The sequence below is a fragment of the uncultured Anaerobiospirillum sp. genome, from assembly GCF_902485895.1.
GTDB lineage: Bacteria > Pseudomonadota > Gammaproteobacteria > Enterobacterales > Succinivibrionaceae > Anaerobiospirillum > Anaerobiospirillum succiniciproducens.
Genome location: NZ_CABTML010000018.1, coordinates 1 through 15,663, shown reverse-complemented (window position 1 = coordinate 15,663; position 15,663 = coordinate 1). Strand labels below are relative to the sequence as shown.

Genomic DNA, 15,663 nt, shown 5'->3' with positions numbered 1-15,663 from the left:
TGAACTGCGAGGGTACGAATACGCTGCAGCATGTTGGTGGTCTCGTCGAGAGCGCCTTCGATGGTCTGAGCTAAGGCAATACCGTCATTGGCGTTACGGTTGCCTTGATTGAGGCCATTAATCTGGGATGTTAAGCGATCAGAGATCTGCAGACCAGCAGCGTCGTCCTTGGAGCTGTTGATACGAAGGCCAGAGGATAAACGCTGGTATGAGGTGTTTAAAGCTAGAGTGGAGTTAGCGAGCTTACGTTGAGCATTAATCGAGCTCACGTTGGTATTTACATATAAAGCCATGAATCTCTCCTTTTCATATCAGTAGAGAGAAGCCCAACTAGCAAATCTCCACTAAGCTTTGTGCTGCCTGAAAACAATGACTTAGAGTGTTTTCAAGGCATTCATTACACAAGCAATAGTTATACCAATTAGCCAAGCTAGGTTTACAGCGGATTTGCTAGTAAAACGGCGTGAGATGTATGTAAAGCGCGACTCGCGTTCTTATTTTGCCGTGTGTCGATTTACTATTTGCCGTCTTAGCAAACATTTTTTGACGTTCTAAAACATCGACGATCGGTCTTGGTACTTATGTTTAGATAACTCTATAGTTCAGAGTCGAGCTATGCACAGTATGTAATGCCTGGTAGTGTGAAGAGTATAGGGTGGGGATGTAAGTAGGTTATAGAGACAGGATCATACTAGCTCTGACCATAAGTAAAGGCCAGAGCTAATGCGATTCAATTTGGCTATCTATTGCATGCTTATAGATGCATTTAGATGGCGATAAACCTCAGGAACGAAGATGCCAAGCAATTCTTGTTTTACATCTTCGTTCTCAAGAATGGTGAAGAAGAACTCTTTATTTTTCTCCCATCCTGCGACTAGCTCATCGTCAGCACGGTCAAAGAATGCAAATTTGAAGTCTTCTTCAGTATTGTTCTGAGCGCTGGACTTGAGTGCATCTGATTTTAAAAGCAGATTCTTAATCTGAAGCAGCGAAGGCACAACAATATTAGGATCAAAGTTTTTGCCTAGCATGCTGTTGATTTTATCGATGATCTCAGAGAGCTTCTCTTCCATCTCCTCAGAGATAATAAATCCTTCAGCTGTTGCAAGTTTAACGAAAGCATTACTGATTTGCTTAGGATTAAGTGTCTCTTTAACTTGCTTTTGCTGAAAGTTAGTTGCTGCAAGCTTTCCTTTGAGATTTACTCCATTTCCAGTAGAGCCTATATTGAGTTGATCAATAAGGACGGTCAGGAACAAGTACTTCTTATGCAGCTCTACATCTTCAAAACTAGTTGCTTGAATGAGAAACTCATATAGGCGGATAAAGCCTCCAACAAGTGCTTTAAATTCCTTCTGATCAGTTGTTTCTAGCTTTTTAAAACGGTCAACAACGCGACGTATGCTGTTTTGAAGCCCGATCTGCCCTCTCGGCTGTTTTACTCCATTCTCTATGTACTCTACTAAAGCATCAATATCAGAATAGTCGATTATGTAGTAACCATCGATTTTACTTTCTAACTCAATAATTGATGATGTATTAACGCTGTTTGCCAAGAAAGTAGCTGTGTAGTATGGTGCAAACGCATCACGGATTTTTTCATAAGTGTTTACAAAGTCCATTACAAAAGTGCGTTTGTTAAAAGGCGGACAAATGCGGTTGAGCCTTGAGAGTGTCTGCACTGCTGTAACACCATTGAGCGCCTTGAGGACATACATGGCACATAGTTTTGGTTGATCAAAGCCGGTTTGGTATTTATCAGCAACTAGTAGCACCTGATAGTCGTCTGAATCAAATTTGCTAGGCAGTTTATCTTCAGCAAAACCATTTAGGCCAGACTCGGTATATTCATTATTCCCATCATCTTCAACAACTACCTTTCCAGAGAAAGCCACCAATGGTTTAATATTACTGTATTGATGTTCATCAACGTACTGCTTAAACGCTTGGTAGTATTTGACTGCAGCTTCACGAGAAGGTGTAACAACCATAGCCTTTGCGCGGCCGCCTAACTCTGGCTGGATATTTTGCCTAAAGTGCTCGACTATGATCTCGATACGCTGAGCTATGTTGGTGTCATGAAGCTGAATAAAACGTGCGATCTGGCGTTTTGCATCGCTTGTTTTAACCTTAGGGTCATCTTCGATTGCTTTATTCAGCTGATAGAACGTTTTGTATTCAACGTAGTTAGATAGCACATCAAGAATAAAGCCTTCCTCAATTGCTTGCTTCATTGAGTAAAGATGGAACGCTTGCTTATGGCCATAGCAGTTTAAGGTACCAAACAGCTCAATCGTTGTCGCTTTAGGAGTAGCAGTAAAGGCAAAGAAAGATACGTTCTCCTGTTTGCCATGCTTTCGTATGTCATCAGTAAACTTATCTTCAATAGTCTCAAACGTATCATCGTCTTTACTAAGAGTTCTAGTCAAAGCGCCCATATTCTTACCTGAAGTAGAGGAATGGGCCTCATCTATGATTACAGCAAAACGACGATCTTTTAGCTGACGTACGCTATCTAGTACATACGGGAATTTTTGTAAGGTAGTGCAAATAATCTTGGCACGTCCTTGTAAGGCATCTGCTAGATCAGCTGAAGTAGATTGATTGTCGATAACTCTAATCAGGCCTGCTTTATGGTCAAGTTTACGTACGGCCTCTTGTAGCTGGCGATCGACAATCACGCGATCTGTTACGACTAATACGGTATTAAAGATGACCTTGTCGTCTTCATCAAATTGCGATACTAGCCTATGTGCAAGCCATGCAATAGTATTAGTCTTACCACTGCCTGCAGAGTGCTGAATTAGATAGTTGCAGCTGCTCTTGTTGACTTTTACGTCTTCAATAATTCTGCGTACAGCATCTAACTGATGGAAGCGAGGGAATATCTGCCTTTCTTTAGGCTTGCCTAATTTATCGGTTAGCGGATCAATCTTTTGTGTAATCTCAACAAAGATAAAATGGCTAATCAGATCAATAAGTGTGTCTTTTTTAAGGATGTCTTCCCACATATATGACACACTGTATTTACCCGGAATAATAGGGTTACCAGCGCCCGCATTAACGCCAGTGCCGTTGCCCATATTGAATGGCAAGAAGTAGGTCTCTTCTTTGTCGAGTTGCGTAGTCATGCGAACTTCGTTGAGATCCATAGCGAAGTTCACCAATGTACCAGCCTTAAATAAGAATAAGCGGTTCTTAGGATCACGCTGTTTACGATATTGTTCAACAGCATCATCCACGCTTTTTCCCGATGCATTGCTCTTTAGCTCAAAGGATATGATAGCTAAGCCGTTAAGAAAGACAACCAAGTCAATACGCTCTTTGTCACTAATGACAACCTCCTCCATGACAGAAAAGATGTTATTGTCATAGAGTGTAGTCAACTTAGTATTCATCTTGCTAGCAGGCTTAGTGCACATCAAGTTAATCTTGTGTCCTTTGCCAAGCTCAACGCCATTCTTTAAAACAAAGACAAGGCCATTTTGGACGATCTGATTATTGATGTGTTCAATCAGACTCTTGTTTGCTTCATCCTTGTGAATCTTACGAAAAGCAGCCATCTCATCAGGCTGGGTCTCATCCAAGAAGCGAAACAGCAATGAAGGATCCATTGCAAAGCGTTTGTCGTAGTCTGTCTTGGCATTACGAACAAGATAGCCATTAGAGGCTTGTAACTGCTCAATGATGTACTTTTGAAAATCATTGCGCTCTTGGATAAATGTTTTCATAGTCGTGCCTTATGCGTTAGGTACGGTTTTCTTGCCTGTCACGTACTCATAGATCAGTGACTGTTTGTATTTCGCTAATATAGTCAGTTGTTCACTTTTAACGTTCAATGCAGAATTAATCGTTTGAATTTTGTTGTCTAGGAAAGTAGTAATTGATTGTTGCTCTTTTAATGGAGGTAATGGTACAGGACAATTATTAATAAAATATGATGAAACTCTTTTTAGACCTCCAGATCCGGTCATAGTAGAGACACATTGATCTTTGAAGTTCTTGAAGAATTTCAGCCTGCAGAGCGTTTCTTTCGTCAATTAAAGTCTTTGCCATGATGTCACTTCCTAGAAGCTAGCTGGGACTGCCTTTTTGCCCGTTACGTATTCGTAAATAAGGGATTGCTTGTATTGAGCTAAAGTCTCAAGTTGGTTGCCTTTATCCCTTATTAATTTATCAATTTGAGGCAAAATTGTTTCTAAATACTGACTAATTTCTATCTGCTCCTCTAGAGAAGGTAAAATTAGTAATAAATTAGAAAAGCTTTCAGGTGACAAATCCCATTGTCCTTCTCTTATACCTGCAGAAAGTCGTCTAAATTCATCTTTATAACAACTTCTTAAAAGATAGTGGAGATATTGTTTATCCAGTTGATCGGAGATAAATTCATAGACAAAATAAGCAGGACTCACAACACCTTCGTAACTTGATAAGGCAACAGAACCTTGCCAAGCCTTCATTTTATTAATCACGAAGTCTCCTCTACGAACAAACAAATATTTGCTAGTATCAGCTGAAGTCACGTTATGATTATCGTCCCTACTATTTTTAGGAATAACGCCATATTCTCGATAAAGTGACAAAATCTCTGTATTACCTGGAGATGGATTGCGGACGGTTCGTCTTTTTAAATGTAATTTAACTTTACTTTCAGTCCAAGCCTTTGGTATTTGGCCAATCCAATTACAGCCTGAAATCTTCATTTCAACATTAGGGTCAAGTCCCTTGGTCACAGCTTCTGTAATAACGGACTTCTTGTACTCTTGAAGAGTTTCGATCTGCTTTTCAATGTCAGCCTTTAAAGCATCGATCTCGGCGCACTTAGAGTCGAGGTAGTATGCTATTGCTGTTTGCTCTTGCTTGACAGGGCTTGGAATATAGCAGTTTTTTAATTTGCTATTATCGATACATGGTACAGTGCAAGCATTGTTAAACCAATTCATATCAATACATGACAGTAAGTATAGGCTGTATCTATCATGCATATTGACTGGAACTAATCCTTGGCAGTTATTATCTACACACGCGTTAACCCCAAGAATTGCTCGATTGTTTTTCTTTAAGGCCTCTCCAATTTTTGGGAAAATGATTGTTCCTTTAGATAGCACCTTGAAGCTATGAGATTCTTGTTTTGTTATGTAGTTTGCTGAATTTCGAGCTGTGCAGAAGTGGTTAATGCTTATATCGCTAGCTTTAAATACAGGAAAGTCGCCAGTGTCCTTGCCTTGCATGCTTATAGGAAAGCCATTTCCTGAAATAATCAAATAAGCGTATTTAATTTTAGTTATGTGCCAACTAGAAGGTATATCGCCGATCCATTCGACGCCGCTTGATTTCATCTCACGCATTGGCATATCAATCCCCTTTAAATAGGCTTGCAATACGAGCTCTGACAGAGGTCTCAAGCTCAATGAATCTTTGTGCTAAAACGTCGCTCTTCTCAGGCTGTTGATACTTGTAGAAATAGCGAGTGAACGGAATTTCAGCGCCAGTTTTGATTTTAGGAGTCTTTGCAAAGAGATCTTCTTCAAAGAAAGCCTTTGCATCAGGAACATGAGGCAGAACTTCACGGGCCATATACTCATCAATGGTCTCTTCGTATTTAACCACTTCCGTATCTGCTGTAGCCTTGTCATAGATTATTTCTTTCTTCTTGTTGTACTGAATATCAGCAGTCTTATCTATGAGAGAAAGACCATCCATGATGCGTGTAAGAAGCTTCTTATCAATGTTGCATTGCTTAATAGCAGCCTTGAGGACTGGCTCAAACGACTCTGGGTTTTTATAAACCTTGTCAGAGATGTTTGAGCGCAGTGCTTCAAGGATCGCTGTATATGAAGCTTCGTTGGCAATCATCTCTTCGAGTTTCTTTTTGTCTTTGGTAGATAATTCATCTTCCGCGTTTTCAAGCTCGTAGCGCTTAGCTCCATCATAGAGAGTATTAAGTGCGCCAGCATTCAGCATACTTTCGATACGATCTTCAGTTATGGCATAACTACGCTGCAGAGGTTGCATGACTGTATATTCGCGGTACATGAACTCTGTATTTGGGAAAATCTTAGAGTACTCGTTCTCCTCGAAATTCGCATACATCTCTGTAATACGCTTACGGTTTTCAGCGTCAATCTCGTTGCGCTTCATGCCTAATGACTTACGAAGCTTAGTACAGAATGAGGTTGCATCAATAAGCTGGACTTTACCTTGCCGCTCTGCACGCTTGTTCTTAGAAAGAACCCAAATATAGGTAGCAATACCTGTGTTGTAGAACATGTCAGTAGGCAGAGCAATTATTGCCTCGATAAGATCATTTTCTAAAAGCCAGCGACGAATCTGGCTTTCACCAGATGATGTACCTCCAGTAAATAGCGGGCTTCCATTTTCAACAATTGCAGCACGACCAATCTTGTCATCCATCTTATTCACTGCAGATTGGATAAAAAGAAGCTGCGCATCGCCTGTTCCTGGCAGACCAGCGCCCCAACGACCCTTCTCGCCTTTAGCAAATTCGGCACGTACGGCATCCTCAGCACCGTCAGGGGCATCTTTACCACCCCAAGGTGTACCAAATGGAGGATTCTCTAGGACATAACGCATTTTTTGTCCAGGGAAACAATCTGCCTTGAAAGTGTCTTGATAACGGATGTTATCAGCTGATTGGCCTTTGATAAGCATTTCCGCTAGGCAAATTGCGTATGACTCATCGTTAACCTCCTGACCAAACAATCTAACATCTGCAGTAGGATTAAAACGGCGGATATAGTTATAGCAGGTAGAGAGCATGCCTCCGGTACCTGCAGCTTGGTCTAGAACAGTTATGACCTTGTTAGGCTGGAATACGTCATCACTACCCTCGGCTAACAAAATGGATACCATAGTCTTGATAATGTCGCGTCCGGTATAGTGGTCACCAGCCTCCTCATTTTCAGAGAAGCGACGGATCAAGTCTTCGAAGATGTATCCCATCTTGATATTGTCTACATGAGTAGGATCAAGATCTAAGCTAGCAAAGCCTTGAACTACAGAGTAGAGACGGTCGGTCTGTTCCATCTTATCGATCTGCTTGATGAAGCCTAGCTTGTTGATAATGTCTTGGACATTATCAGAGAATCCTTCGATATATGCTATTAAGTTAGCTGCGATATGCTCAGGATCATCTAGCAGGTTATTCAAGCTAAAAGGGCTTATATTGTAAAAAGAGAAGCCAGAGATACGCTGCAGCATCTTTGCAGGCATGTTTGGAGTAGACTTGTGCTCTGCTAATAGTTTGGCTTTAGTTCCTTCAAGGGCACACTCAAAGCGGCGCAGAATAGTCATTGGAATAATCACATCTTTATACTTATCAGCGCGATAAGCACCACGAAGTCGGTTAGCGATCGTCCAAATAAAGTTTACTTCTACTGAAAAGTCGACTGGGTTGTCATCCCAATCAGCAAGATGTTTGTTATCCATAGCTCTGTACTTACGTAAGTATTAGTTAATAGTTTGTATATAAATTATATACTCTTATGTGCATCAACGATAGCTAAACGCATTAGTTTTATGCACCATTGGAATTTTGTTGCTGCATCAGTCTTTGAGGTTTAAAGCTTCCTTGGCATCGACCTTAAATGGACTGCCTTTTACGTAGACGTCACCAAAGTTATCCATGTACAGCTCGCCAGCGATAGAGACACCATCAATATGTCCAACTTTAAAGTGGCTGCCTTCAACATAGATGTCACCAAACATGTCAGTCTTTAAGCGACCTGCAGTCGAGGTGTTTACTTTGCCAACTGCAAAGGGTAAGTCGCCGTCAAAGACTTCACCAAAGTGATTAGTGTGTAGAACGTCTGCATTAGCGCTAAGTGGTAATAAGAGCAGGGGTAATGCTAATAGAGATAGGCGCATGATGCCTCCTTGTAGTGGTGTGCTTTGTCTATTTGTCTGTGTATCTGCTTGGCAGTTCTTCAATAATACTGCATTGCCAGTTCTGGTGGCATTTGCAATGGCACAAAGAGTCAGTAATTTGCCAGAAATAAGAACGCCCTCACGAGGAGGGCGTTGTAGGTATTTTGAGCGGCGCTGTGGCTAGCAGGTGGTGCTAGCTTGAGCTGCTGTGGCTCTTGGCGTTAGTTAGCTACTTGGGCTATTTGCCTGGTTTGGCCACAGTGATTGGGGTGTCGCTCATGAAGGTGCCGTAAACACCTGGGTCAGTCTTGTACTGAACCATGCTCTCACCTTGGGTAAAGGTGCCTGGGTGAGCTGCTCTTAAGACTACAAACAGTGAGAAGCTATTGCCGACGTTGTAGCGTCTAAAGAGCGCACTGATGGTGTCATCGGAGGTGCTAAAGTCACTGATGTCAGGGAAGAGAGAGTATGAGTCATCCTTGTCAAATAAAGCACCAAATGATGGGTCATCACGCTTCATGCGACGTACAAACTCAAAGCCTGCTGGGATCTTAGCCTTAACGATGATGTCATCGTTGGATAGCTGATTCTTATCCACAAAGATCTCCATGAGCACTTCTTCATTAGGCTGGAATACATAGTAATCCTGATCAATCGCACCATCACGGTTGAAGAGGTTTACCTTAGTAAAGAAGCCCTTGTTAGAAATGATCTTGTCATGCTTGTACTGGCCTAAGACAGTAACGTTGGCATAGAGCTTATTTGAGCTGGTATTGTTTACGCTTACTTTGCCAGCTGATACTGTGTAGAGCTTATCGCCAACTGCTGCATCTTGAGACATAACCTCAGCTGAAGCATCTGCAGGGGCGTCAGCTTCGGTATTGGCAGCTGTTGCTTGGTTAGCTGCTGTATCGGCTGCTGAGGCCTTGTCAGCTGATGCCTTTGCTACTGGTTGCATGAGCTTGGCGATCTCATCGGAGCTTAGCAGAGCTCGTTGAGACTCGACATTAGTGCCGCCAGTTAAGCTATAGTCAGCTCTTATTTTGGCAGCAGCCTCAGTGGCACTGATGTAGTCAGGAGCTGTGTTGATAGCGTGCAGATTGGTAAAGGTAGCGACCACAGTATCGTACATACCAATTTGCTGTGCAGCATTGATTACTCTAAAGGCAACTTCACGCAGATTGTACTGACCTTCAACTTGCAGTCCTTCTAATTGAGCAATAAGCTCTAAAGCACTCGTATCTGTTGGGCTTTCTAAGCCCAGCAGAGAGTTATAGGTTGACTGCCACTCTTGCAAGCCTTCCATAGCTTGATTCAATGCAATCTTAGCACGTGCTTTATCTCCGATGTTATTGAGGGCAATTGCCAGCTGAGCTAAGGCAAAAGGCTTTTTATAGGTATATTCATCGAGCATACGACGAACTTCAGCTTGGTTAATGCTCTCGAAGGTGGAGAGAATCGATAAAGCATATGGAGATAGATCAGAGCCTGTAGCTGCTACTGAGCGTACATAGGTAATGGCTCGCTCTAAAGCATCAGCGTTAACATTGTGACCTGCCTCAGAGGCCTTGATGATGACATCTGCTGCATAGAGGCTATCAATATCTGACCAGCTGTAGAAGTTACCTGAGCTACGCTGTCTAGCTAAGAGTCTAAAGATGATTTCTTGAATCTTAGCATTAAGCTGCTCGGCATTAGCATAAGGCTTAGCTGCCTTAAGAGCATCATCAGCATCTTGAGCCTCTTCAACTTGCTTTAATGACTCAGCAGTAGCTACTAAAGTTGAGCCATATAAGAGCTTAGACTCGAGCTCTGCAGCTAAACCTGAGATCGAGGTATCCTCACCTTTATCAAGCTCTGCAGTTAAGGCTACAGGGTTTACAAAAGGTAGAGAGGACAGATTGATGAGTACATCATCAATGTCATTAAAGTCATTGGCACCGATAGCAACAGCAGCGCAAGATTTGGCATCAACAGGGGCTACATAGCTCTTGAGCATAGCCATCTGAGGATAGGTAACCTGCAGTGGGAAGCTGTCAGTGTACTTGTAATCTGGGTTAATAACGGTCAGATTTACCTTGCCGATACCATCAGAGATGGCAGTAACATCAAAGTAGTTATCCTCACGAATACCTGGCTTTAAAGTACGCTTAGACTGCATAGAGCACTTAAGGGCACCCTCACAAGAGATGTCTACCTTAAAGTCATGGTTCTTGGCCTTGAGGTTGTGCAGATTTAAGCGAGCCTGAACGGTATCACCCACATTTAAGTAGCGTGGCAGGCCAATAGTAGCCACAGCCTTGTCACGTACAGTCACGTCAGCATTGCTTGCACCGGTACGGTTTTCATCCCATGCGACAGTCATGTACTTAAGTGAGCCTGAGAACTTAGGCACATCAAAAGTAACTTCAGCCTGACCATTAGCATCTAAAGGCACGATCTGAGAGGCTAAAGCCACAGTCTTGAAGGAAACAGTGTCTAATGACATAGCACCAGTTGCCTTGGCCATCATATCCTCAGCACCGTCGCCATAGCCTTGACCTTGTTGCTTAGGATCACGGATCAGCATGCTATATGGATCGTACACATCTACCTGATAGGCGCGATCTTGCATGAAGACCTTGTTTGGATCCGGAGCAGCATACTTAGTAAGGCCTAAGATACCGTTGTCAACTAAGGTTACACGAGCATAGCCGGTTACCTTGTCACCATCAGTGCCGGTAGTAGCTGTTTCTTTATCTTGGGCAGCGCTATTATCTTGTTTAGCCTCATCGGCTTTTTGTGCATTAACCTTAACGGTAAAGGTAGAGCCTGGCTTAATCTCATCTGCTGCGCTAGTAGTTACGTTGAACTTATGCACATCAGAGTTCATATTGATATCAACGAGGCCGACTGCGCGGATGATGCCGGCAGTGCTCTCATCAATTGGTGAGAATAAAGAGAGCAGGGCGTGACCTTGTGGATAGAGATCTTCGGTGATCTGTATATCTACTTCATTGTGACCACGGTTTACCTTAAAGGTTCTAAAGTCTTGAATGCCCTCTGAGCCAATGGCTAAGTTGGCATAGCCATCAAATGGGCTATCGAAGCTGAGCATCATCTTATCGCCTGGCAGATAGCTCTCTTGATCGGTATAGACAGCTACGCGATCAGGAGTTCGATTATCCATTGAGGAGCTAAAGCCCTTAACGAAAGATAAGGTAGTAGCTGACTTAGGAGACTCAAGCTCAAGTACGTAGGAGCCATCTTCTAAATCGGCGCTAATCAAAGCCTTATCCAGACTTTGGTTATCCACCTTAACGGTGCCTTGATGCACGAGATTACGGCTGTGGAAGACTACATAGCGCCAAGTACCATTCTCGTAGACAAAGTTGTAGTCCACAAACTCCTTAAAGAGGTAGTACTTAACATCCTGCGGATAGGTTGAGCCATCTTGCAGGTATGAGCATAAAGTAAACTCGGCCTTGTCAGAAGACTTCTTGGCATCATCTAAGCGACGAACACCAATAAGTGGGTTGTTATAGGCCACTTTGAAAGTCTTAACAGTGCTTACTTCTTGACCACTAGTGTCAAAAGCAGAGGCAGAAACACGAGCCTTTTGTGGGAAGCGACTTTGTACAAAAGATACTTCATGGGTCATTACGCCTTCAGCATCACTCTTAAGATCAGTCACTACTTCAGTCTTAGTCAGATTGGTAAACTCACGCTGATCTGGACCAAAGTGGAACTTCTTTAAGAAAGGATTGTTAGCGGCATTGGCTGCAGCTGGCACCGGATGCTGATCTGGGCGCAGAGTAATGCGCATGGAGCCAGATAAGTTAGAGGCAGTGCCGCCGTAGTTAAACTTGGTGGCAGTCTTTAACTTAAATGGAGTATTAACTGGGATCACACCTTCATTATTAATAAAGGCAGTGTTGATCTGAGTAGGTACATATGAGCCAATGGTAAAGGCGGTCTCTTCTAATAAAGTATCGCCTAAATACAGCATGGCATTGTAACGGCCGTTAACTGTGCCTTGAGGGATCTTAAAGTCAAGGCTGTAACCACCCATAGCTGAATCACTTAAAAGGTGTGAGGATAACTCAGAGCCATAGGAGTTAACGATCTTTAAAGTAAGTGGCAAGTTGACTGCCTGCAGATGCTTATTGCGCAGCAGAGCAGTGTAGTGCACAGTCTCATTTGGTCTGTAGATACCACGATCGGTATAGGCATAGACCTCGTAATTGCTATTTGACTTAGAGCCTTGATTGTCTTCTAAGTACAGGACATCGTCTGAGAGGTTTTGAATGAAGTAATCATTCTTACCCTCAGCTAAGATCTTGGCAGGTGCTAGGGCATTTTTGCCAGTTACAAATTCTTTAGCAAATGAGCCGGTGCCTTCTTTATTTGTCTTGGTCTGAGCTAAAACTTCACCATTGTTGGCAATGAGCTTGAGCTTTACGTCTTTTAAGGCCTTAGCAGAGGTTAAAGAACGGACGTTGACCAAGATGCCGTCTTGGGCACGGTAAGTAGTCATGCCAAGATCAGTAATCATCATCATCTTAACAGTGATAGGCAGAGACTTGTTGTTCATATCACTGTAAGAGAAGCCATTGGTGTAGCTAACACGTGGATCAGTAGCTACGATCAAGTACATGCCGTGATCTGACTTAGAGACAAAGTCTTTAAGCTTGATCTCGGTGCTCTTGACTTGATTACGCATCTCATCGCTAATGCGAGACTTCTTGGCAGCATCTACTTGAGCTTTGAGCGCATCCTCTGGAGTAGAACCGTCTGCAGCAATTAAAGCCTTGCCTTCATTTTCAGCCTTTTGTAGAGCTTGCTTAGCCTCAAAGACATCCACAGAGGTGCCTTTAGAGATATCAAAGATGCGCTCATAGACTGGACGACCTAAATTAGTCATGAAGTGATTAGCCATGTACATGGACATCTCACTATCTTCAAGATCTGTAAGGTCGTAATTATCTAAGACAGTTGGCGGAATACGATAGATAGAAAGCTTAAAGGCGCTCTGATTTACAGTCTTTACGGTAAAAGAGTCGTTAGCACCATTCTTTGGCAGAATGATGTTATATGGAAGCTTAATCTGAGCAACGCTATCAGAGATAGTAACCTTGTGGTTGATTGGCTCTTCTAAGGTGCTGCCTGATTTAAACTTTAAGCCCTTTTTGAGCAGCACATTGTAAGTCTTGCCAGACTCAAGCTTATCAATACACAGATTGCCTTGAGTAACCGCTACTGGCACATCCACTGGCTGATTACGTAAAGTTACCTTAACGTTCTTGCTAAGGTTACTAAAGCTATCATCCACTACCTGGCGGCCCGACATAGTAAGACAGACTGTAGCAGGAGAGCTATTAGTCATCTCTAAGGTCTTGAGCACGGTAATGTTAGGCTCAGCATTAACTGCAGCAGGCCACAACGCAGTAGAAATAGTGCCCATTGCAAGTGAAAGAGCCAAAGCAAGCGGTGTTTTGCTCAGGCTTGATGCTTTCAAAGATAGTGGTTTGGCAAGCATTATTTAACTCCAGTTAAGCTCTCTACCTTGACTAAAGGCTGCTCTTATCTTCAAGAACGGCACAACAAAATATCCTTCACCGATGGTCGACAAACAACTTACGCACGTAAGCACAAGCCATGAAAAACGAGTTCAAAACAGTACTTATCTCTTCTAGTCATAGCTAGGAGTGTTTTTGATGAACACTAAGCTAAGCTATCAAGCAGCGCTCGCATCAAGCTTGTACAGTGCTTATAACATCGGCAACACCAAGATCACGCCATACATCTACAAAAGACAAGCTCTAGGCTCGGCGTGTCAAAGATCAGCAGGTGAAGAAGGTTATAGTTTAAAGGTGCCTACTTGCTAGGTATTGGAAAACAAACATAGAAGACTGCATCTATCCTCAAGCCCTGAATACGTCGCTATTCTTCAGGCGTGAGTCTCTTCAAGTTTAGCAAATCTCTATCTAAATTACGTGATTACGCAAAAATTTGCGCTCTTTGCTATCAAATGAGGCGCTAAAAGCATAATAACATTATGCCAAGGAAAACATAGCTAACCTAACAAGCCATCAAATCATCGCCAATACAAAGCAAAAGCCCATAGCTAGTAGCCTAGGCATGACAAGTATCCTCATTCACGCGCCACGCACTTAGGTTTTTCAAGTGGACAACAACTTCCTCTTTAACTGCATCATTTCCTAAAGCAATTAACAGCGTCTTAGGCTCTTATTTGCCACTTGCTTTTGTCACTACATATGACATCTTCAGCTACTTTGATTAATAGCTATTTATAGACAGCCGCCATCCACGCATGCCGCCACAGGATAAAGAGCCTTACTCCAGACAGGCGGCATTTCAGCATAGAAGAAAGCACCACTCTATTTTCCCCGCGAGCAGCAGTGATCCTTATATAGCCAGGTAACAGCGCTGCAGCTTGCATTTACTGCATAAGCCTCAATCTATTCGCAGCATGCACTTAATGTATGAGCGTCAATTTACTCGCAGCCATGCTATGGCGAGCATACGTAACCATACTTGCCATCTTTATATGCCAAGCTGTCACAAATACTTATAGCTTCACAGCGGTGGCTTAGCTCAGAACTCTAGAGCTATAGAGTCATGTAAAAGTCGATCTTGTCCTCGTCTAATGCACGCACATGATTAAAGAGGGAGGAGCGCAAGCAGCTATTGCCTAGGTAAAAGGCATTGAGCAGGCTTAAGATGACTAGTGGCAGTAACGAGACCATTAAGAAAAAGGTACTCGTGTAATCTTCATAAATGGAAAACATGGAGATCACGAGGAACAAGGTCAAGCTCTTAACATAAAGATACACGAGATTAACCTATGCAATAAAATGTGAGTAGATCACAAAATGCGCTTATGCAAAATTTGCAGCATTTTCACCTAATCTAATTTGCATAAAAGTGAGAGATTGATAACTTTACTGTCATACAAGATCCTAGGATTTACGGGGATCATAGCGATTGCTAGTTACAACATTAAAAATTCTTTTCACTTTTTTTAAAATCAGGCCAAGATCGTATTACGATTTATCCATCAGGTCACAAAACGTCAATAAATGTATGGCACTGACTTAAAAAACAGCACTTGTATCATGTTTTACACAGGTAGGATTTTTGCCAATTTCTCCTTACGTAGGAGCAAATGAGAGCAGCTTACCGCCCATTTAAAGAGCCTTGGCTCTTTTAAAACACTCAAAAACGTGACGCGAGTCAATGTTAAGAATATGGCCTTAAAAAAAGCTCTTCAAGCACATTAAGCATGCAAGGTTAATAAGCTTGGAGAGAGGCATTTAGAGCGCTTGATGACCACTACGTCGATAAGACGTTAGGACGCATTTAAGATAAAACGTCAGACGATCTCACACTGAGGCAGTACGCAACAACTGCTATGTGGAAAAAACTGTAAGAATGCAACATAACTTGGTAATTGCTTTGTTGAAAAAATAGTGATCATCTAGTTGGTAGCAGCATCGACTGACAGCGTATGCAAGTGCAGTATGGCTTTGCGAATTTTTGATACTTCTATACTTGTATGCAAGTATGTTAAAGATTGCATATGTGCCATTGAATTACTGTTGTAAAACTGTCATAATGCGTTCCGTCCGCGAATATAAGCGCTTTAGCTTATGGGCTAGTCGCAGACAATCAAACAAACAAAACAAACATTTAACAGAGTAAGTTTTAGTAAGTAGGGGGATCAGACATTGCAATCTGTCTTGCCCTACAAGTATGTTTTTAACAAGGAGTCGT

The 15,663-nt window shown here is 42.4% G+C and carries 6 protein-coding genes and 1 pseudogene; all 7 read right to left on the bottom strand.

The window, feature by feature from the left end; genetic code table 11:
• Window positions 1-293, bottom strand: a pseudogene (locus RDO37_RS01770) (flagellin); the annotation flags it as partial.
• A 450-nt stretch (window positions 294-743) separates the two neighbouring features.
• Window positions 744-3,731, bottom strand: coding sequence for a DEAD/DEAH box helicase family protein (locus RDO37_RS01765; protein ID WP_308497906.1), 2,988 nt, complete (start codon window positions 3,729-3,731; stop codon window positions 744-746).
• Window positions 3,732-3,740: 9 nt separating this feature from the next.
• Window positions 3,741-4,040 carry a restriction endonuclease subunit S gene (locus tag RDO37_RS10825; protein WP_374045296.1) on the bottom strand — a complete coding sequence of 100 codons (300 nt, stop codon included), beginning with the start codon at window positions 4,038-4,040 and terminating at the stop codon, window positions 3,741-3,743.
• Between the two features lie 27 nt (window positions 4,041-4,067).
• Window positions 4,068-5,354: a restriction endonuclease subunit S gene (locus RDO37_RS01760; RefSeq protein WP_308497905.1), complete on the bottom strand. Its 1,287-nt coding sequence runs from the start codon at window positions 5,352-5,354 to the stop codon at window positions 4,068-4,070.
• Between the two features lies 1 nt (window position 5,355).
• The gene (locus RDO37_RS01755) at window positions 5,356-7,449 is read right to left on the bottom strand and encodes a class I SAM-dependent DNA methyltransferase (RefSeq protein ID WP_308497904.1); all 2,094 of its coding nucleotides are present in this window, start codon (window positions 7,447-7,449) and stop codon (window positions 5,356-5,358) included.
• A 117-nt stretch (window positions 7,450-7,566) separates the two neighbouring features.
• On the bottom strand, window positions 7,567-7,887 hold the full coding sequence (locus RDO37_RS01750; RefSeq protein WP_308497903.1) for a hypothetical protein: 321 nt from the start codon (window positions 7,885-7,887) through the stop codon (window positions 7,567-7,569).
• A 238-nt stretch (window positions 7,888-8,125) separates the two neighbouring features.
• A complete protein-coding gene (locus tag RDO37_RS01745; RefSeq protein ID WP_308497902.1) occupies window positions 8,126-13,330 on the bottom strand; it encodes an MG2 domain-containing protein in 5,205 nt (1,734 codons plus the stop codon).
• Between the last annotated feature and the right edge of the window lie 2,333 nt (window positions 13,331-15,663).

Excerpts from the sequence above, each read along its gene's own strand:
- RDO37_RS01760 (WP_308497905.1), bottom strand. The coding sequence starts at position 5,354 with ATGCCAATGCGTGAGATGAAATCAAGCGGCGTCGAATGGATCGGCGAT.
- RDO37_RS01745 (WP_308497902.1), bottom strand. The coding sequence starts at position 13,330 with ATGGGCACTATTTCTACTGCGTTGTGGCCTGCTGCAGTTAATGCTGAG.
- RDO37_RS01755 (WP_308497904.1), bottom strand. The coding sequence starts at position 7,449 with ATGGATAACAAACATCTTGCTGATTGGGATGACAACCCAGTCGACTTT.
- RDO37_RS01750 (WP_308497903.1), bottom strand. The coding sequence starts at position 7,887 with ATGCGCCTATCTCTATTAGCATTACCCCTGCTCTTATTACCACTTAGC.
- RDO37_RS01765 (WP_308497906.1), bottom strand. The coding sequence starts at position 3,731 with ATGAAAACATTTATCCAAGAGCGCAATGATTTTCAAAAGTACATCATT.